Source organism: Streptomyces sp. CNZ301 (assembly GCF_004217425.1).
On record NZ_SHLG01000001.1, the window covers coordinates 810675 to 829850 of the forward strand.

At 70.8% G+C, this 19176-nt stretch carries 22 protein-coding genes; 6 read left to right on the forward strand and 16 right to left on the reverse strand.

The window, feature by feature from the left end; genetic code table 11:
- The first annotated feature begins 270 nt into the window (after positions 1-270).
- Positions 271-888, forward strand: coding sequence for a sigma-70 family RNA polymerase sigma factor (locus EV375_RS03650; protein WP_130298170.1), 618 nt, complete (start codon positions 271-273; stop codon positions 886-888).
- Positions 888-1661, forward strand: a complete 774-nt coding sequence (locus tag EV375_RS03655; RefSeq protein WP_486588256.1) for a hypothetical protein — start codon at positions 888-890, stop codon at positions 1659-1661. The genes EV375_RS03650 and EV375_RS03655 overlap by 1 nt, the downstream gene beginning before the upstream one ends.
- 147 nt (positions 1662-1808) lie before the next feature.
- On the opposite strand, the gene EV375_RS03660 is transcribed toward EV375_RS03655, so the two are convergent.
- The 12 genes from EV375_RS03660 to EV375_RS03715 all read right to left on the reverse strand — a co-directional run bounded on the left by EV375_RS03660 (position 1809) and on the right by EV375_RS03715 (position 9680).
- A complete protein-coding gene (locus EV375_RS03660; protein WP_130298171.1) occupies positions 1809-2234 on the reverse strand; it encodes a hypothetical protein in 426 nt (141 codons plus the stop codon).
- 118 nt (positions 2235-2352) lie between these two features.
- Positions 2353-2829 carry a gas vesicle protein K gene (locus tag EV375_RS03665; RefSeq protein ID WP_130298172.1) on the reverse strand — a complete coding sequence of 159 codons (477 nt, stop codon included), beginning with the start codon at positions 2827-2829 and terminating at the stop codon, positions 2353-2355.
- A 79-nt stretch (positions 2830-2908) separates the two neighbouring features.
- Complete coding sequence (locus tag EV375_RS03670; RefSeq protein WP_130298173.1) at positions 2909-3178, reverse strand: gas vesicle protein; 270 nt, start codon at positions 3176-3178, stop codon at positions 2909-2911.
- Positions 3168-4064 carry a GvpL/GvpF family gas vesicle protein gene (locus tag EV375_RS03675; RefSeq protein WP_130298174.1) on the reverse strand — a complete coding sequence of 299 codons (897 nt, stop codon included), beginning with the start codon at positions 4062-4064 and terminating at the stop codon, positions 3168-3170. Before EV375_RS03675 ends, EV375_RS03670 begins: the two co-directional genes overlap by 11 nt.
- Before the next feature lie 8 nt (positions 4065-4072).
- Entirely contained in the window at positions 4073-4567 is a 495-nt protein-coding gene (locus tag EV375_RS03680) for a gas vesicle protein (protein WP_486588257.1), read from the reverse strand.
- A 45-nt stretch (positions 4568-4612) separates the two neighbouring features.
- A complete protein-coding gene (locus tag EV375_RS03685) occupies positions 4613-5821 on the reverse strand; it encodes an SRPBCC family protein (protein WP_130298175.1) in 1209 nt (402 codons plus the stop codon).
- Positions 5814-6515: a hypothetical protein gene (locus tag EV375_RS03690; protein ID WP_207227976.1), complete on the reverse strand. Its 702-nt coding sequence runs from the start codon at positions 6513-6515 to the stop codon at positions 5814-5816. The genes EV375_RS03685 and EV375_RS03690 overlap by 8 nt, the downstream gene beginning before the upstream one ends.
- A gap of 52 nt (positions 6516-6567) precedes the next feature.
- Complete coding sequence (locus EV375_RS03695) at positions 6568-6825, reverse strand: gas vesicle protein GvpG (RefSeq protein WP_130298176.1); 258 nt, start codon at positions 6823-6825, stop codon at positions 6568-6570.
- Positions 6826-6847: 22 nt separating this feature from the next.
- Entirely contained in the window at positions 6848-7561 is a 714-nt protein-coding gene (locus EV375_RS03700) for a GvpL/GvpF family gas vesicle protein (RefSeq protein ID WP_130298177.1), read from the reverse strand.
- A 5-nt stretch (positions 7562-7566) separates the two neighbouring features.
- On the reverse strand, positions 7567-8019 hold the full coding sequence (locus EV375_RS03705) for a gas vesicle structural protein GvpA (protein ID WP_130298178.1): 453 nt from the start codon (positions 8017-8019) through the stop codon (positions 7567-7569).
- A 70-nt stretch (positions 8020-8089) separates the two neighbouring features.
- Entirely contained in the window at positions 8090-8506 is a 417-nt protein-coding gene (locus EV375_RS03710; protein WP_130298179.1) for a gas vesicle protein GvpO, read from the reverse strand.
- Between the two features lie 163 nt (positions 8507-8669).
- Positions 8670-9680 (reverse strand): LacI family DNA-binding transcriptional regulator, encoded by a 1011-nt coding sequence (locus tag EV375_RS03715; protein ID WP_130301569.1) that lies wholly within the window; start codon positions 9678-9680, stop codon positions 8670-8672.
- Between the two features lie 213 nt (positions 9681-9893).
- Between EV375_RS03715 and EV375_RS03720 the strand changes: the two genes are divergently transcribed.
- Both EV375_RS03720 and EV375_RS03725 read left to right on the forward strand, forming a co-directional pair.
- The gene (locus tag EV375_RS03720) at positions 9894-10775 is read left to right on the forward strand and encodes a phytanoyl-CoA dioxygenase family protein (RefSeq protein ID WP_486588690.1); all 882 of its coding nucleotides are present in this window, start codon (positions 9894-9896) and stop codon (positions 10773-10775) included.
- Positions 10776-10814: 39 nt separating this feature from the next.
- Positions 10815-12236, forward strand: coding sequence for a sugar porter family MFS transporter (locus tag EV375_RS03725; RefSeq protein WP_165434675.1), 1422 nt, complete (start codon positions 10815-10817; stop codon positions 12234-12236).
- A gap of 48 nt (positions 12237-12284) precedes the next feature.
- Here the strand turns inward: EV375_RS03725 and EV375_RS03730 are convergent, their stop codons facing one another.
- The 4 genes from EV375_RS03730 to EV375_RS03745 form a co-directional block, all read right to left on the reverse strand.
- The gene (locus tag EV375_RS03730; protein WP_130298182.1) at positions 12285-13106 is read right to left on the reverse strand and encodes a carbohydrate ABC transporter permease; all 822 of its coding nucleotides are present in this window, start codon (positions 13104-13106) and stop codon (positions 12285-12287) included.
- Positions 13103-14005: a carbohydrate ABC transporter permease gene (locus tag EV375_RS03735; protein WP_130301570.1), complete on the reverse strand. Its 903-nt coding sequence runs from the start codon at positions 14003-14005 to the stop codon at positions 13103-13105. Before EV375_RS03735 ends, EV375_RS03730 begins: the two co-directional genes overlap by 4 nt.
- Before the next feature lie 89 nt (positions 14006-14094).
- Positions 14095-15582 carry an extracellular solute-binding protein gene (locus tag EV375_RS03740; protein ID WP_130298183.1) on the reverse strand — a complete coding sequence of 496 codons (1488 nt, stop codon included), beginning with the start codon at positions 15580-15582 and terminating at the stop codon, positions 14095-14097.
- A 75-nt stretch (positions 15583-15657) separates the two neighbouring features.
- Positions 15658-16767, reverse strand: coding sequence for a PfkB family carbohydrate kinase (locus EV375_RS03745; RefSeq protein ID WP_130298184.1), 1110 nt, complete (start codon positions 16765-16767; stop codon positions 15658-15660).
- 244 nt (positions 16768-17011) lie between these two features.
- Here EV375_RS03745 and EV375_RS03750 point away from each other — a divergent pair, with 244 nt between their 5' ends.
- Positions 17012-17788 (forward strand): DeoR/GlpR family DNA-binding transcription regulator, encoded by a 777-nt coding sequence (locus EV375_RS03750; protein WP_130298185.1) that lies wholly within the window; start codon positions 17012-17014, stop codon positions 17786-17788.
- On the forward strand, positions 17785-19161 hold the full coding sequence (locus EV375_RS03755) for a 6-phospho-beta-glucosidase (protein ID WP_207227977.1): 1377 nt from the start codon (positions 17785-17787) through the stop codon (positions 19159-19161). Before EV375_RS03750 ends, EV375_RS03755 begins: the two co-directional genes overlap by 4 nt.
- Positions 19162-19176 lie beyond the last annotated feature (15 nt).

The following is a 19176-nucleotide window of genomic DNA, read 5'->3' on the forward strand; positions in this document are numbered from 1 at the left end:
TTCCGCCTTTCTCGATTTCCGCGTCACGCACGGCTGTCGTGGCCGCTATCGTGCGCCACTCCGGTGAACTTGCCCAAGGCACATGGGAGTCGGCGGCCGGGACCGGTCGCAGCGTGGCGCGAAAGCAGCCCATCCGGACGGGCACGGTAGCGGGTCTTTCACTCTGTGTAGTATTTTGGCCGGACTTCCGCGGACACGTGCGTTTCCGGCTGTTCGCGTCTTCTTGACCAACGCTTTCCGACCGACGTTCTCCCATGGGAGGGCTCCTCCATGACGGCCGAGGACTACCAGCCGCCCGGCCCCGCCGCCCAGGCAGCGACCGCGACGGACGTGGCACACGACGGCCTTGACCGCCGGCGGCTGATGCTCTCCTTCGACGCGTTCGACACCTCCCACCACCGGCTCTGGCTTCGCTACGCGCACACCCAGGCCGGCAGCCGCGAGGCGGCGCAGCGCATCGTCGAGGACGCGTGCCGTCATCTGCTCGCCCACTGGGAACACGCCCTGCGCCGGCAGTCGCTCACCGGGTACGCCTGGACCGTGCTCAAAGAGCACGTGGCCACATGGCTGGCCGAGCGCGGGCTGCGGCCGCAGCTCGCCGAGACCGCGGCCTTCCACACGGCGGTGCGCAGGGTGCTGCTGGACGAACTGCGCGACGAATTCGCCGTTCTGGAAGGCGAGATGGGACTATACGCGGCGATCGTGCGGCTCCCGGAGCGGCAGTACGACGTGGTGGTGCTGCGCTACGTCCTGGGCTGTTCGGAGGAGGAAGTGGCCGACTGTCTCGGTTTTGAGACAGCGACGGTGCGCTCCCACATACGCTATGCGAAACGGAGGCTCGCCCGGGAGCTGCGCACGGCACCGGGGCCCGGCACAGGGGAAGGCTGATGCGGGGGAGGTACGAACACCGCACCATCGACGCGCTGTTGAGCGGTGCGGAGGTGCTCGCCGACGACTACGACGAGAGCGACGTGGCCACGGTGAGGGAGCGGGTGCTCGCCGGCGCGGAGCGTCGGGGAACCGGCGGCTCAACGGGTTCAGCGGTTTCCGCCACCGCGGCGGCGGCTTCCACGTCAGGGGCGGACCCGGCGGCGGTTCGCGCGCGTCATTACCCCACAGAGTGCGAACAGGCCACGCACGACCTGGACTTGGCGGTAAGCCTCGTCGTCAACGCCCCCGAGGCGGCGGCGAGTCTGACGCGTCTGGTCGACGACCAGGAGGCCATCGCACCGGAGGGCGCGCTTGTCTTCGGGTGCCTGCTGCATCTGGCGCGCTACCGCGAAGCGGCCCAGTTCTGGTGGCAGTTCGCGGCCGGCGGCGGCTCCGGGACCGCCGCGTTCTGCCTGTGCCTGCACCACCGGCGGCACGGAGAGTTCCGCGACGCCGAGTACTGGCGGGCACAGTCGGCCGGGCTGGCGCGGCGCGCACGTACGGCCGCGGCGCCGGCGCCCCGCCCGCCGCAGCCGCCCGCCGCACGTGCCCTCCTGCCGGACGGTGTGCGGCACGGGCTGCTGAGCGAATGCCACGAGGGCGGGCATCCCCGCCTGCCGAACGCCCTGGAGGCGGTGATTCACCGGCTTCCCGTGCTGGACGACGACGAGGACTTCGGGGAAATCCCCCAGCCGGCCAGGGACTTGACGGGGCATCTGACCGCTGTCTGAGAGCGGCCGGCCGGCGCTCGCATGTGGTGGGACCTTCTCGCGGACCCGCCACCCGGCACCCGGCAGGCGCCCGCCTGCCCTGCCGGGCGCCTGCCGGGTGAGCTGCTGGTCGCTGCTGCTCAGCCGTGAGGCGGTCTGCGAGCGGTGTTACAGCCGCCCGCCGGTGAGCCGCGTGAACGGGCCCGTCCTGCGCCTGGCCGAGTAACGGCCGGCCGCGAAGGTCGCGGCGAAAGCGGTAAGCGCTCCGGTGCCGAGGCCGGCGGCGACGGCCTTGCGGTTCTTCACCACGGTCCATGTCGCAGAAGCGGCGGTCGCGGCGGTGCTGGAGACGGAGACGAGCTTCTGGCGTCCCGCCTCGGCACTCCTGCTCGCGACGTGTCCGGCGCGCCTGGTGGCGTCCCCGAAGTTCCGGCCGCCGCCCTCGACGGCTTCGCCGACCGAGTGGGTGGCCGAACTCGTCTTCTCCGCGGCGTTGGTGATGCCGCGGTCCGCCTTCTCCCCTGCGGCGGCGGGCTTCTTGGTGCCGGCTGCAGCCTTTCCTGCGGTGCTTGATGTCTTGCCGTTCTGAGTCATGGTCAACGGGTTGCCGTGCGTTGGGGCTTGAAACATTCGATGTGGAGGGATTGTGTGCAACCTCCCCGGGGAAGAAGCTCCCACCCCGTGCGCGCTGCGGCCGCGGCCCGGGCAGGGCCTATCCGTCCTGGCGTGGCAGCAGTGAACCGAGCGGCCCCAGGTCGAGGTTGAGGTCCTCCATCGTGAGCCCGTAGCGCTCGCACAGCTCCGTCATGCGCTCGTGGAGGATCATCAGCGTCATGCCTATCCGCTCCTCCTGGTCCTCGCTCAGGTCGCCCTGGTCGACTCTGTTCAGGGCCGTGCGTTCCATGAGCTGACGCAGCAACTCCACGATCGTCAGGACGAGTTTCATCAGATCGCGCTCGACGGAGTCGGGGTCCGTGCGCAGCCTCTGGGCCAGCCTGCCGTCGCCGCGCGAGCCGCCTTCGTCGGGCCCGGCGGGCAGCAGCTCGAAGGCGCGGGCCGCCGAGCGTGCAACGTCGTCCAGGCGGACGCCGTCCGGCAGCCCTTCCGGGAGCCTGCCGGACTCCGGCCGCGCCGGCTCGCTTCCGGCCTCGTGCCCCGCGTTGTGCCGGGGCTCCTGCTCACTGGTCATGCCTGGCTGTCTGTCCGTTCCGTCGGTACGGTCTGCCGGTCCCTGCCCTGCGCCGACGGACCGGCCGGCGCGGCCGCGCTCACCACGGCGCCGGGTCGTCGGCGGTGACCGAGTGGATCACGGCACGCAGGTTGATGCGCACCAGGTCGACGTCCGCGATGGAGAGCACGAGGTCGCCGGTCAGCACCGCGCCACCGGACAGCAGCCGGTCCAGGAGGTCGATGAGGGCAACCTGGCGGCCGGCCAGCCCGTTCTCCTCGGCGATCCCCTCCGCGAAGCCGTCGGACGCGGACCGGGTGCCCGCCGCCACGGTGTCGGCGAAGCCGTGGCCGGGCAGTTCAGGTTCCATCGCCGGCGGTTCCCGCGTGCTGGGACTGCTGCGGGGAGGGCGACGACGGCGGGGTCGCGAACGAGTACGGCGCCCACGGCCCCGTCAGCACGACGCGGACACCCGGCACGCCCTCGGCGAGGCCGCCGATCGCGGCCCTGAAGTCCTCACTGCGCGCCTCGGGCACCAGATAGGCGTCGTTGGTGATGTTCTCGCCCGGCCCGGAGGCCAGTTCGCCCTGCTGCGGCCGGTGCGAGACCCTGGCCGCGGCGATGCCGTCCGCGAGCGCCGCCACGCGTTCGCCCACCGCGCCGGCCGCCCGGTAGGTGTCGCGGTGTGTGCTGCGCTGCTGCCTGCGCTGCTGAAGGTACGCGCGTCCGGGACTGCCGGACGCCGGCGACGACGCCCCACCGGGCGAGGACGCGGAAGCGGCGCCGGCCGCCGCCTCGCGGGGGTCGGCGTAGATCTTCACGCCCCACTCGACGTGGCCCTCCAGCCGGGAGAGCAGAGCGTCGAACTCGCCTTCCCGCTCGGCCAGCATCTCCGCGACCCGCCCGTCGTCGAGGTACACCGTCGCCAGGCGCATGGGCAGCACCGTGGTGTGCTCGTACGCCGCGCCGACGACTGCGTGGTGGGAGCGGGCCATTGCCTCCAGCCGCGCCATGTCCTCCAGTTGGGCCTTCAGCCCGGCCTCGTCGTAGAGACCCGCCGGGACGTCCGACACGAGCGCGCTCAGCCCGGCGGCGTCCACGGTGCGCACCGGAGAACCGGACGGACCGGAGAGCCCGTCGGCCGCGGATTCGAGCCGGCCGCCGCCGCGGCCGACCGCGAAGACGTAGCGGACCCGGGTCCGTTCGTCCTCCTGGCCGTGCTGCGGCACTGCGGGCTCTCCCTCCGGGATCGGCATCCTGATCATCACCTTCCGCGCTTGCGCGTGCCGTCGCCGTCGCCCTGCCGTGCGGCGGCCCGCTTCCGGGCGGGCTCCTCGCCGGTGGCTGCGCTCTCGTCCGTCCCTTCGCCGGCGGGGAGTTCGGCGGCCGAGCGCAGCCGTTCGATCTCCTGGCGGAGCCGGTCGTTCTCCTCCGCCAGGGCACTGCTGTTCTCACCGCCGCCCATGGCTGCGCCGGACTGCTGCGAGCGGACGGGCGCCCGGGAGGAGAGCGACGGGTCGTTCTCCCACCAGTCGATCCCCATCTCCTTCGCCTTGTCGACGGAGACCACGAGCAGCCGCAGTTTGATGGTCAGCAGCTCGATGTCGAGGAGATTGATCTGGATGTCGCCGGCGATGACGACGCCCTTGTCGAGCACCCGCTCGAGGATGTCCGCCAGGTTGGCGGAGGAGCCCTGCTGGCCGTACGGGCCCGCCCTGTTGGCGGACGGGCCCATGCGGCCGGCCAGTGAATCGGACACGTGGTATCAGCCTTGCCTGCTCAGTCGGAGTGTCACTTCGGACGGTCAGCGGCCGGCGGAGACAGTCCGGCGGCCACGCTCGACTTCCTCTTCAGCGTCGTCCGCCTCTTCCTCGTACTCCTCCTCGGGCTCGTACTCGTCGTCGTACTCGCCCTCGGGGTCCGCCTCTTCGTCTTCGTCTTCCTCTTCGTCTTCGTCTTCGTAGTCGCCTTCGGGTTCGTAGTCCTCGTCGAACTCGCCCTCGGCTTCTTCGTCCTCGACGTCCTCGTCCTCGTACTCCTCGCCGGACCCGTCCTCGCCGGAGGGGCGGTCCTCGTCGTCGTACTCGTCCTCGGCGGCCTCGGAACGGGACTCGGAGCTCCCGGACTCGGAACCCACGGCCTCGGAGCTCTCGGACTCCTCCCCGGCGCGCTCTTCCTCCTCGACGGCGTCGTCGTGCTCGACCACGACCTCGCCGTCCCGGATCTCACCGCGCCAGCCGTGCGTGGCCTCGCCCCGCATCATGATGAACTTGCGGTACAGCTTCAGGTCCAGCCGCGCGCGGCGGCCCTGCGCCCGCCAGATGTTGCCGGTCTTCTCGAACAAGCCGCCGGGGAAGTACTCCAGGACCAGCAGCACCCTGGTCAGGTTGTCGGTGATCTTGTGGAAGGTCACCACACCCTTGACGCTGCCCTTGGCGCCGTCGGTCGTCCAGGAGATGCGCTCGTCGGGGATCTGCTCCGTGACACTGGCCTTCAGGCTGCGCGTGGACTTGGCGACCTTCACCTTCCAGTTGCTGGAGGTGTCGTCGGCCTTCTCGACGCTGACGACGCCCTTGGCGAAGGTGCTGAACTCCTGGAACTGCGTCCACTGGTCGTACGCCTCGCGCACCGGCACGCCCACGTCGATGTCCTCGACGATGGTCACGCTCTTCGACTTGCCGCCGCCGCTCTTCCTGCCCTTGCCGAACAAACCCTTGACCTTGTCCTTGACAATTTCCTTGACGTGCGAGGTGCCCACCGCCATGGCGGCCTGCGCCGGGGACTTGCCCTCGCTCAGCGCCTGGCCGCCCTTCGCGAGGCTGCCCACGAGGGCGCTCGGGCCGCCGCCGGGATCGGCCAGCTTGCCGACGCCCTCGCCCAGCTTGCTGCCCAGGCCCGACACGGCCTTGAAGGCGCGGGCCTGCAGGTACGACTGGAGCTCCTGCTTGAGACGGTCGGTGGCCGGGTCGTTCGCCACTTCTTCCTTGAAGGTGCTCAGCGCGGACTCAGCCATTGCCGCCTCCCCGGTTGGCGGCCTTGCGCGCGCCGCCCGAAGCGGTCTTCGCGGCGGTCTTGCGCGCGCCGCCGGTGGTCTTGCGCGCGCCGCCGGTGGTCTTGCGCGCGCCGCCGGCGGTCTTGCGCGCGCCGGACGAGGCCGACTTGCGGGCGCCGGCCCCGGAGCCGCCGGTGCGGCGGCCGGACGCCGCCTTGCCGTTGGAGGAGGCGGCGCTCCCGGTGGGCTTGGCCGTCCTGGCGGCCGTGCCGCCCGCCGAGGTGGACTTGCGCGGCCTGGGCCGCGCTTCGCGCTCCTCGTGCTCGTCACGCCCGTCACGCTCGCCGGCCTCGTCACGGCCGGCTTCGGCGCGCTCCGCACCGTCCTCGGCGGCCTCGGCACGCCTGGCGCGCCGCGTGGGGTCGTTCATGTCGAGCGTGCGTTCGTGGAGGGAGTCGGCGAGACTGCCGGCCCGCTTGGTGACAGCAGAGGTCAGCGCGGACTTCGTGTTGTCGAAGAGGTCCTTGCGGACCTGGTCGCTCAGCTGTCCGACCACGGGCGAGTTCGCCACCATCCTGGCCAGCTGCTGCGGATTGATGTTGAGCTTCTTGCCGGCGAGGGCCATGCCCAGGCCGATGGCCAGTTTGGCCTTCTTGGTGCGCCCCAGGAGGTAACCCCCCACGAGCGCCATCCCTATCTTGCTGTTGTCCGTCATCTTCCGGTCACCTTCCGTCTCCCCGCCCTTCTGGACGGGGGTCTGGGCGCAGTCATGAGCGCTCCTGTTGCTGTCGTTGCCAGGCCTGGCGCCACTCCAGTTCGTCCAGGAGCTGGTCCTCGACCCGGTCGAACTCCTCTTCCGTGATGCGGCCGTCGAGCAGTTCCTGCTCCAGTTCGGCGAGCTGCCGGAGCACCGGCTCCGGGTCGTAGTACTGCTGCTCCGCGGTCAGCACGAGCTGGTCCATGACCCACAGCGCACCGCGTACGGGAGCGAGCGGCAGGGCCAGGAGTTCGGTGATGAGGCCCATGAACAGGCCCTCCGATCACGTGTCAGACGAAGCTGTAAGGGGGCAGCGGTCCGTAGAGGTTGAGCGAGTAGGCGTCGCCCTTGCGCTCGGCCTCCTCGTGCACGGCCTGTGCGAAGGCCGCCGCGTCCTCCCGCCGCACCAGGAACGAGGCGTTGAGGAAGTGCGACTGCGTCGGCTCCGCGACGGTGTGACGCTGTGCGCCGCCCGACAGCCGCTCCAGCAGTTCCCCACCCTCGGCCTCATGACGGGCCTGGACCTCGTTCGAGACCAGCTCGCCCAGCCGGATCTTCTCGTCCCGGGCCTCGGGACGGTCCTTGGTGACCTCGCGCAGACGCTGGATCTCCTCGGATCCGGCGACGATCTCGCGCAGCAGGTCGTCCTCGTCCCGGCCCGCCTTGAGGTTGTACTCGACGCAGCCGTCGAGCTCCGAGAGCCGCTCGGCATAGACGTCCTGGTTCTCCTCCAGCACCGTCTCGACGGCTCCGTCGTCGGGGCCGACCAGGCCGAAGCGCATCGGCAGCGTCGCGCCGTCCGCCATCAGCTTCTCCAGGACGGCCTGGTGAGCGGCGAGGTCGCGGCGCTTGGCACGCAGGTCCCCGGGAGCGTCGCTGACCACGGCGCTCAGGGATTCCGACTTGACCGTACGCAGCGTTCCTGCCGGTTCGCCGACGCCGTTCAGCCCTTCGAGGTTCTTCGGGTGGCCGGCGGCCGTGATCGCGTAGATGTAGGTGGACAACCGGATCAGTCCTCCTTGCGGCGGGTCGTGCGGCGGCTGCCGGCGGAGGCGGACTTCCTCGGTTCCCGCTCGTGCTCTTCGTCGTCGGCGTCGCGTCCCCTCTGGAAGGACTCGCTGAAGGCCTCGACCGCTCCGGTCAGGGCTCCTTTCGACTTGCCCTTCGCGCCGCTCTCCGTCGCGTCGCCCACGATGTCGGTGAGCTGGCTCGGCGCCTTGCGCCCGGCCTCGAGGTCCAGCCTGTTGCAGGCCTCGGCGAAGCGCAGATAGGTGTCCACGCTGGCGACGACCACACGGACATCGATCTTGAGTATCTCGATTCCGACGAGGGAGACCCGCACGAAGGCATCAATGACGAGACCACGGTCCAGGATCAGTTCGAGGATGTCGTAGAGATTCCCACCGCCGCTGCCGCTGCTCGGCTGAGAGTTGCTCGTCTGTGGGACTACCGTCACCTTCATCATCCTTTCGGGAAGGCATTGCAGGCGGAGACCGCCTTTTCGTGATCAGTGCTGCGGACAGCGCGGCGGCTTACTTCCGCTGATCGATCTGGCCGCGCGCGTACCGGCGGGTGCGCTCGTAACCGAGCAGATTTCCCTGGCCGTCGAGCTCCACGTGGTAGGTGCCCATCACGCTGGTCGTCTCGGGAACGCGCTCCACCTCTACGACCTCTACGTCGGCCTTCCAGCCCTGGTCCGTGGCCTTGACCGACGAGACGGACGCGGGCTCGCGCTGAAGGAGCCCGGCGAGCTGTCCGGCCGCGAGACGCATGGCCTCCGCGATCGGAACCCGCCCACTCTGCGAACTGCCGCTGCGCCCCTGACCACGGTCGGCGCTGCTGCTGCGGTCCTGCTTCTGATCAGCGTTCTCCGGCGCCCGACTTGACCGTCGGGGGACCGCCTGTTGCGTTTTTTCGTCTTTGCTCTCTTTGTCACCCGTTGTCGCCATGCTCTCACCCCTTTCCGTGAGGCCGGGCTGCAGTCCTGTGTTCCAGGTCTCTCACCGCTCAATCAGCGGAGGGTCTGTTGGGTGCCCCGACTGTGAAGACCTATGCGTCGGGCTACACGCGACAATCACAACTGCCCCGAGAGAGCGGGCAGTTGGGCTCAAATCAGGCGGAAGCGGTCTCGCGCACGACCAGTCGGTGCGGGACGGTGACCCGGCGCGCGGGCAGATGACCGAGGCGTCCGTACACGCGGTCCGCCAGGCACTGCAGAGCGCGCTCGGCGATCTGCCCCTTGTCGGGCGAGACGGTGGCCAGCGACGGCACCGAATACCTGCCGTCCTCGATGTCGTCGAAGCCGACCAGCGCCAGGTCCGCGGGCACCCGCAGACCCGCTTCATGGGCGGCTCGCAGCGCACCGAGGGCGAGTTCGTCGCTGAAGCAGAAAACGGCGTCGGGCGCCTGCCGCGAGTCCAGCAGTTCACGCATCGCGCGAAGGCCCTCCTCGCGGTGCAGGGTGGCGACCTCCCGCGTCAAGGACTCCCTGTGGGGCAGCCCCGCGGAGGCGAGAGCCTCCCGGTAGCCCTGCGCGCGCTGTTCGGCGGTGCCGTTGGAGAGCTGCGGCTGGAGGCCGATCGCAGCGATGCGGCGGCGGCCCAGGGAGGCGAGATGGTCCGTGGCCTCACGGGCGGCGGCGACGTTGTCGATGGCCACGTGGTCCGCGGTCCCGCCGGTCTCCTGCTCACCGAGCACGACGAGAGGCAACGTGGCGCTGTGACGGCCCAGCTCCCCCGGGGTGAGCGACCAGGGGCTCATGATCATCCCGTCCACGGTGTGCCGCTCGGAACCTTCCAGCAGGCGCCGCTCCCGCTCGGCGGTGCCGTCGGTGCGGTCGATGAGCACCGTCCAGCCGCGGTCCTGAGCGGCGTCGATGAGCAGCTCCGCTATCTGCCCGAAGTACGGGGAGCGGACCTCGGGGACGGCGAGCCCGATCAGCCCGGTGCGCCCCTGCCGCAGATTGCGCGCCGCGAGATTGGGCCGGTATCCCAGTTCGTCGATGACGCGCAGCACCCGCTCACGCGTGGCGGGAGCCACGGCGGCGGCGTTGTTGACGACGTTGGAGACGGTACGGACGGAGACGCCGGCCCTGGCTGCCACGTCCTTCAGCTTCGCCGCCACCTGCGCCCGTCCTTCCGGTCCGGTCTCCACCCCGCCGTTCACTCGCACCGGCGAACCGATCCTCCCATGCCGGGCAATGCGACGGTGAAATCTTCCTCCATCGTATTGCCACGCTGCATGCAACGTTGCAACAGTGGCGGTCACGCCAACTCTCACGGAAGGAGTCCGCCTGTGACCACGACGAGCACCCGGCCGGACAGCGACGCCGATCCGGTGAGCCTGTCGGCCATCGGCAACGTGGTGCGCGACCTGTACACCGACGGCATCAGCGCATGCCGCGGCGCCTTCACGCCCGAGTGGGCCGACCGCATGCGGGAGGACATCGAGGAGGCTTTCGAGGAGGCGCGGCATCGCCCCGGCGGCGCCGTGGGACGCGGGCCGAACCGCTACTACGTCGAGATACATCCGCAGCAGCTGCGAGGGTTCGCCGACCTGGCCGGGCACCCCTGGGTACGGGCGGTCTGCGAAGCGGTGCTCGGCCCGCAGTACTCGATCGTCGAGCTCGGGTTCGACATCCCCTTCGCGGGCGCCGTACGTCAGCCCTGGCACCGCGACTTCCCCATGCCCGACGTCACACGGACCCGTCGCCACCTGAACTCGCTCGCCTTCAATCTCACGGCGGTCGACACCACGGAGGAGATGGGGCCGTTCGAGATCGCGCCCGGCACGCAGTGGGACGAGGGCAGCAGCTTCGAGCACGGCATGTTCCCGCCCCGCGAGGACTACGCCCGCTACGACGAGCTCGGCGTACGCAAGTTCCCGCAGCGGGGCGACATCTCGGTGCGTTCGGCACTGACCATCCACCGCGGAACCGCCAACCTCTCGCAGCTGTCCCGCCCGGTGCTCGTACTCGGCGTGGACGCCCCCGGAGCTGGTAACGACGGGCATCACGACATGGCCGTCACCCGCGACCACTGGGAGACGCTGCCGGAGCACCTGCGCGCCCACCTGCACTGCCCGGTCGTCGACTCGCTCACGCCGATCGTGCAGAAGCACACCATCGAAGGCCTGGTCATGGGCGACGCAGACCCCGGCTCCCCCACCGGAGGAATGGCCGCCGTCGCCCCCGAGGACGCCGGCCCCGAGGGCGGCTGACCGCCCGGCGAAATGGACGAACAAGGAAAGGGCCTCACCGTGACCACCCCTGCTCCGCCGGACACGGCCGACTCCGCCGCACCCGGACGCCAGCCACCGCTGCTGTACGCCGTTGCCGCGATCTCCGCTCTCGGGGGTCTGCTCTTCGGCTACGACACCGGCATCATCGCCAGTGCACTGGTCGACCTGGCGCGCGACTTCCAACTCTCCTCCCGCGCACAGGAGATCGTGGTCAGCGCCATTCTCGTGGGCGCCATGGTGGGCGCCCCCGTCTCGGGGACGCTCGTCGCCCGCCACGGGCGCAAGCCCGTCGTGACCGGCGTCGCCGTCCTCTTCGCCGTGGGCGCCGTCGCGGCCGCCGTCGCGCCCGGCACGGGCACGCTCATCGCCGCCCGCTTCATCCTGGGGCTGGCGGTCGGGGCGGCGTCGAACACCGTGCCCGTCTACATAGCCGAGACCGCACCCGCGGCGATCCGCGGTCGGCTCATGGTGCTCTTCCAGCTCATGGTGGCCATCGGCCAGCTCATCTCCTACCTGGTCGGCTACGCCCTGGCGGGGCCCGGCGGCTGGCGGTGGATGTTCGCGCTGGCGGTCGTGCCCGCGGTGGTGCTCGCAGTCGGGATGCTGCCGCTGCCGGAGAGTCCGCGCTGGCTCGTCGGACAGGGGCGGACGGAGGAGGCCGCCGCCGTACTCACCAAGCTGCGCCGGCCCGGGTCGGACATCGGCGGGGAGATCACCGACATCAAGGCGGTACGCACCAAGGAGCGCGGCGCGGGCTGGCGTGCCCTGCGTGGAAGCTGGGTGCGCCCGGCGCTGGTGGTCGCACTGGGGATCGCCGCGTTCTCCCAGCTGACGGGCATCAACGCGATGGTCTACTACGCGCCCAAGCTGCTCACGGACGCCGGGTTCGGCGACTCGACGGCGCTGCTCACCGGCGTCGGGATCGGTGTGATGCTGGTCCTCGCGGGAATCGCCGGCACCCTGCTCGTCGACCGGACGGGGCGGCGCCGTCTGCTGCTGTGGCTGCTGCCCGGTTCGGGACTCGCCATGGCGGTGCTCGCTCTGGCGTTCCTCGGCGCTTCCGGCTCGGAGGCGCAGAAGTGGACCGTCATCCTGTCGCTGTTCGCCTACATCTTCCTCAACGGCGCGAGCATGCAGGCCGTCGTCTGGCTCATCGGCCCGGAGGTCCTGCCGCTGGCCGTGCGCGGCCCGGCCATGAGCCTTGCCACCACTGCGGTGTGGGGTTTCGACCTCGTCATCGCGATGACGGCGCTGACCGCCGTCGACACCTTCGGCCGTACCGTGACGTTCCTGGTCTACGCGCTGATGAACGCGGCCTGCTGGATCTTCGTGCTGCGCCGGGTTCCGGAGACGCGCGGACGCACGCTGGAGGAGATCGAGCAGGCGCTGCGCCACCCCGCGGGCAGGAAGAGCACCGCGAAGGAGCCGACGAACGCCTGACGGACCTCCCGGAACCGCCGGGCCGCGCCAGCGACGCGGCCCGGCGGTTCACTCCTTCACGGCGCCCGTCAGCATGCCCTCGATGAAGCGGCGCTGCAGTGCCACGTACACCACGACGACCGGCAGGGCGATGAGCACCGAGGCGGCCGCGAGCAGCGCCGTGTCCGAGCTGTGCTGCCCCTGGAAGAAGGCCAGCCCGAGCGGGACCGTGCGGTGGGCTTCGTCGCTGACCATCACCAGTGCCATCAGGAACTCGTTCCACGTCCACATGAAGACGATGACGGTCATCGTGGACAGCGCCGGACGCCCCATCGGAACGAGTACGCGCCACAGCGTCGTCCAGCTGGACGCCCCGTCGAGGCGGGCGGCCTCGATGACCGAGCGCGGGCTGCTGCGGAAGTACGCGCGCATCCAGAACACGCCGAAGGCGAGCGACTGCGCCGTCTGCGGCAGGATCAACGCCCAGTAGGTGTCGGTGAGTTGCCAGTACCGCATGTCGAAGTACAGCGGCACGACGAGCGCTTCCTGGGGCAGCGTCAGTCCGAGGACAAAGAGGTAGAACAGCACGCCCGAGCCGCGGAAGCGCATCACGCCGAAGGCGTAGGCGGCGAGAGTGGCCAGCACGGCCGTGGCCGTGACGACGACGACCGCGACGAGTACCGAGTTCGTCAGGTACGAGCCGAAGTGCCCGCGGGTCCATGCCTCGGCGAAATTGGCCCAGTTGAGGCCGTCCGGCAGCGAGAAGCCCGCGGCCTGCGAGGAGGAACGCCCGAACGCCGTGGAGAGGATGCCGATCACGGGCGTGAGGCTGATGACGGCGAACAGGGCGAGAATCCCGTAGGTTGCGCTGCGTTCTATGCGGCCGGTCATCGGTTGCGTCCTTCTACGAGCCGTGCGACGGAGACCGTCAGCACGAAGATCAGCACGGTCAGCCCGACGCCCATCGCGGCCGCCGACCCGACCTCGTTCGTCTCGAACGCGCGGTGGTACACCTCGTAGGCGGGTACGGAGGTGGCGTTGCCCGGGCCGCCGCCCGTCGTGATGTAGATCAGGTCGAAGTTGCGCAGCCCGGCGACGATGGTCAGGGTCAGCGCTACGGCGATCTCCGCGCGCAGCGCCGGGAGGGTGACGGCGAGGAACTCCCGCACCGGGCCGGCTCCGTCCATGCGTGCGGCCTCGTACAGCTCACGCGGGATGCGCTGCACGCCGGCGAGGAAGAGCACCACGCACAGCCCCGTCTCCACCCAGGTCCCGATCGTGCCGACCGCGGGCAGCGCCCAGGTGTAATCGCCGAGCCAGGAGCGTGCGAAGGAGCCGAGGCCGACCGCGCGCAGCGAGTCGTTGAGCAGTCCGTCCGGGCCGAGGATGGAACGCCAGGCGACGCCGACGACGACCATCGCCAGGACCTGCGGCAGGAAGAACACCGTGCGGAAGAAGGTCGTCCCCCGCACCCGGAAGCGGGAGAGCGCCGAAGCCAGGAGCAGGCCCAGTGCCACGGGCAGGACGGCGTAGAAGAGCAGCAGCACGAGGGCGTGCAGGAAGGGCCCGCGCAGCGACGGATCGGTCAGCAGGGCCTGGTAGTTGGCGGCTCCCGCCCAGGTGGCGACGGTCAGTCCGTCCCAGTGCAGCAGCGAGAGCCACACGGTCTGTCCGAGCGGGAAGAGCAGGAAGACGCCGTACAGGACGAGGGCCGGTAGGACATAGAGGTAGCCGACCGCGCGCGGCTCGCCGGGGGCCCCGCCTCTGCGGCGGCCCACGGTGCGGCGCAGCGGCCCGGAACCTCCGTCCGCCGCCGCGCTCCCGGGGTCGCGGGAAGCGCCGTCGCGGGGTTCGGCGGCCGGTGCCGCGGGGGCGGAGCTCACTGCTTCGCCTTCCCTTCGGCCCGCTTCTTCTCCTGGAAGTCCGTGTAGGAGCGCTGCATCTTCGACGACAGCTCCTCCGGGGAGAGCGAGCCGTCGATGACGCCCTGGAGGTCGGCGGAGAGCGAGTCGTAGAAGTCGGGCGTGGTGTAGTCGAGGTACGGCACGAGCCCGTCGTCGGCGTTGAGCTGCTGCCAGCCCTTCACCATCTGGGCGTCGACGCTGCCCTCGGGAATGCCGCGGGCGGCCTTGCCGGGCAGGGCGGGCAGCACGCCCTCCTCGGTCATCACGTCGGCCGCGTGCGTGCTGGTGATGAAGTCCAGGTAGGCGGCGGCGACTTCAGGATGACGGGACTTGGACGTGACGGACCATGCCAGGCCCTGACCGCCGGTGGTGACGGGTGCTGCGTCCTTCTTCGCGGGAGGCGGAGGCATGAATCCGAGGCTGTCGCCCATGGTCTTCTTCAGATCCGGCAGTTGCCAGGTGCCGGTGATGAGGAAGGCTCCCTCGCCGCCGGTGAACTTCTTTGCCGCGTCGTCGTATCCGGTGCCGTTGGCCCCCTTGGGGATGAAGCCGCGCTTCTTCCAGTCGGCGAGAGTCCCGGCGGCTTCCTTCGTCGGTTCGTTGTCGAAGCCCTTGCCGCGGCCGAAGACGCTCTCGCGGGTCTCCTCCGCCCCGCCGGCCTGGTTCTGGAGCACGCCGAAGGTGTGGATCGCCGGGTACTTGTCCAAGTTGCCGAACTGAACGGGGAGTTCACCCTCGTCCTTGATGCGGGGCAGTGCGTCCGTCAGCTCGTCCCAGGTCTTCGGGGGCTTCACCCCGGCCTTCTCCAGGACGTCCTTGTTGTAGTAGACGCCGATGTACTCGCCCGTCTGGGAGATGCCGTAGAGCCGTCCGGTTCCGAAGTCGCGCCCGTCGGCGGAGACCCGGTTGAGGTTGAGCAACGTCGGGGGGTAGCGGGTGTTCCAGGCGTAGATGCCCGCGTAGTTGTCGAGCGGCGTGAGCAGCCCCGCCTTCACGAAGGCCACCATGTCGGCGTAGCCCTGGTTGGCCTGGATGACGTCCGGGGGCTTGTTCCCCGAAATGGCCAGTTTCAGCGTCGTCTTGAGGTCGGAGAAGCTGCGCGCGACGCGCTTGATGCGGATGTGCGGGTACTTCTTCTCGAACTCGGCGTTGAGCCGCTCCAGTTCGTCGTTCTGTCCGCCGCGGACCTCCTGGTCCCATACGGTCAGAGTGGCCTTGCCCGCCTTGGACGGGTCGGGCTTGGAGGTGACGGCCGCTCCGGGCACGCCTGCTCCGGCCGCGCCGGAGCCGTCGGTCCCCGGCACGCAGGCCGCGGCCAGCAGCGCGCCGCCGAGGGCCAGAGCGAGCGCCGCGGTACGCCGCCGGGTCCGTCCCGTGGCGCTGAACGGGCCTTGACGGAACGGGCGTTGGCGGAGCGGCGCCCGTCGCACCGGGCCCGCGCCCGTCAGTCGCTCAGCACGCATGGAGTCTCCTCTCGGCGCCCTGCCGCGGTGACCGTGGTACGGACCGGGCGGGCCGCCCCCGTACCGCGGCACCCGTCAGGTCGCACGGAATCCGATGGTGGGCGTGGCACGGCGCAGTGCCGAGCCCCGGTTCGCCCCGGGCAGCAGGTCGGACAGGAAGGCGTAGCGCCGCATCACGTCCTCGCTCTGTCCTCCGCAGCGGGTCGCGTACTGCCACCACGCGGCGACCTCGGGCCAGCCCGGCGCGGAGAGCGAACCGCCGAAGTGCTGCACGGACAGGGCGGCGGTGAGGTTGGCGAAGGCGAGCCGGTCGGCGAGCGGCCAGCCGGCGAGCGTGCCGGTGATGAAGCCGGCGACGAAGACGTCACCGGCACCGGTCGGGTCCAGCGCCTCGACGGGCAGCGCGGGTAGGTCGGCGCTCTCGCCGGTCAGCGAGTCGACGGCGACGGCACCGCCGGAGCCCTTGGTGACGACGGCGATAGGCACGAGTTCGGCCAGGGCACGCACCGCCTCCTCGGGGCTTGCGGTGCGCGTGTAGTGCTGTGCCTCGGCCGCGTTGGGCAGGAAGGCGTGGCAGTAGGCGAGGTCGGCCAGGGTGTCCGGATCCCAGGCTCCGGTGTCGTCCCAGCCGACGTCGGCGAAGATCTTGCTTCCCTCGTCGTGGGCCTCGCGCACCCAGCTCTCCAGCCGCCCGGGTGCCAGGTCGGTGAAGCAGGCGCGGGAACGCGGGCGCGCGGCCGACCGCACGCAGGGGGCCGGGGCCTCGTGCCCGTGGGAGACCATCGTCCGCTCACCCTCGTAGGCCATGGAGACGGTGACGGGCGAGTGCCAGCCCTGGGCGCGGTGGGACGGTCCGAGGTCGATGCCTTCGCTGTCGGCCAGCGACTCCCAGCAGTAGTCGCCGTACACGTCGTCCCCGAACGCGGCGGCGAGGGAGGTGCGAAGTCCGAGGCGGCGCAGGGCGGTTGCCATGTTGGCCACGCCGCCGGGGGACGAACCCATGCCGCGGGCCCAGGACTCGGTGCCGCGTACGGGAGCGTGGTCGAGCCCGGTGAAGATGATGTCGAGGAAGACGGTGCCGGTCAGGAACACGTCCTGCTCCGGGCCGCCGTCGCCGCGCAGGGCCGACAGCGGGTCCAGGGCCGCCGAAGTCGGCGCCGGCTGCGCGCTCCCGGTCGTGCTCACTGCTCCTCCCGCCCCCTCTGCGCATGTCCTGCTGCATGTTCTGCGGCCTGTGAAGACCCGTCCTCCGGTGCACCGGCAGCGTCGTGCTGTGACGGCGTCGCGCTGTGAGCCCCCGGGCCGTGAACGGCCGGGCGCAGCCGGAAGCTCCTCGATTCTTTGAGCGATACCTTGCACGTCAGCGGCGACGAGTGCAAGACCCCGGTCACACTCGCGCAAAGACGCTCACGCACGCTACATTGCTGACATGTTGCGCGAGACCCGTCATGAGCGGCTGCTGAAGCTGCTCCGCGAGGAGGGCGTGCTGCCCGTCGGGCAGATCGCACATCGCCTCGGCGTCAGCGAGGCCACCGCGCGGCGCGACCTGAACGACCTGGGCAACGCGGGCCGGCTGACGAGGGTCTACGGCGGCGCCGTGGCGCGGGGCCCGGTCGAACGGCCCTTCGCGGAGGAGGAGGTCGACGACCGCGCGGACAAGGACGCCATCGCCAGAAGCGCCGCCGCCACGGTCGAGGACGGAGAAGTGGTGCTGCTCGACATCGGCACCACGGTGCTTCAGCTCGCGCGCAGGCTCCACGGCCGCAGCATCACCGTGGCGACCAGCAACCTCGCGGTCTACGAGGAGCTGAAGGACGACCCCGAGGTCACGCTGGTACTCCTCGGCGGCCAGGTGCGCCGCAACTACCGCTCGCTCGTAGGCCACTTGACGGAGTCGAGCCTCAGTCACCTCTACGCCGACCGGCTCTTCCTCGGCACCAGCGGCGTACTGCCCGACGGGCGCGTGCTGGACACCACCGACGTCGAAGTGCCCGTCAAACAGGCCATGCTGGCCTCGGCGCGGCACGTGGTGCTGCTCGCCGCGGCACGGAAGTTCCCCGGGACGGGCACTGCCCGCGTCTGCGGGCCGCAGGACATCGACGCCCTGATCACCAATCAGGCGTCGGACCCGAAAACCCTCGCCGTCTTCCGCGAGGCCGGGGTGAAGGTGGAGACAGCCATGGACGCGGAGGTGGAGGGCCGATGAGGCTGACGGTGCTGGGCGGCGGCGGATTCCGGGTGCCCCTGGTGCACCGGGCGTTGCTGGAGGACGAGGGCGACGACGCCGGACGCATCACCGAACTCGTGCTCCACGACACCGACTCGGACCGCCTGGGCGCGATCACATCGGTCCTCGCCCACCAGGCGGAACAGTCGCGGCGGGACCCGGACCGGGGCGGCGGGGGCCCGGCACCCGCCGTGCGCGCCACCACGGACCTCGACGAGGCGCTGCGCGGCGCCGACTTCGTCTTCTCCGCCATCCGCGTCGGCGGCCTCGAGGGACGCGCCCGCGACGAGCGCACTCCCCTCGCCGAAGGGGTCCTGGGCCAGGAGACGGTGGGCGCCGGCGGCGTCCTCTACGGGCTGCGCACGCTGCCCGTCGCCGTGCACATCGCCGAACGCGTCGCCGAAGTCGCCCCCGACGCGTGGGTCATCAACTTCACCAACCCCGCCGGCATGGTCACCGAGGCCATGAGCCGCGTGTTCCGCCAACGGGGCCTGGGCGAGCGGGTGATCGGCATCTGCGACTCCCCGGTGGGCCTGTGCCGGCGCGCGGCCCGCGCCCTGGGAGCGGACCCCGACCGCGCCGACTACGACTACGTGGGGCTGAACCATCTCGGCTGGCTGCGCCGCGTCGTCGTCGACGGCAAGGACCGGCTGCCCGGGCTTCTCGCGGACGACGCGCTCCTCGGGTCCTTCGAGGAGGGCAAGCTCTTCGGCGCCGGCTGGCTGCGGGCCCTGGGCGCGCTGCCCAACGAGTACCTGCACTACTACTACTTCAACCGCGAGGCCGTCGCCTCGATCCGGGGTTCGCAGGCCACCCGTGGGGAGTTCCTGCGCGAGCAGCAGTCCCGCTTCTACGAAGGGGCACGCCCGGGGCGTGCGGCCGGCCCGCCCGAGGCGTACCAGGCCTGGGCCCGCACGCGCCGGGAGCGCGAGGAGACGTACATGGCCGAGAGCCGCGAGGCGACCGGCGGCTGGGAGCGCGACAGCTGCGACCTGGAAGGCGGCGGCTACGACCGCGTCGCCCTCGCCCTGATGCGTGCGGTCTCCCGCAACGAGCGCACCACGCTGATCCTCAACGTGCCCAACCGCACCGCCGTTCCGGGTCTGGACGCGGAGGCGGTGGTGGAAGTGCCGTGCCTGGTCGACGCCGGTGGCGCCCGGCCCCTCTCCGCCGGCCCCGTCGCCGCGGACCAGCTCGGCCTGATGCTCCAGCTCAAGGCGGTGGAACGTTCGGCGATCGAGGCCGCGGAGAGCGGCTCACGGGCGGCGGCCCTGCGGGCGCTGGCCCTTCATCCGCTGGTGGATTCGGTACGGGTCGCGGAGCGCATCCTCGACGCGTCGGGCGGGTTCTGAGCCGCCGTCCCCAAC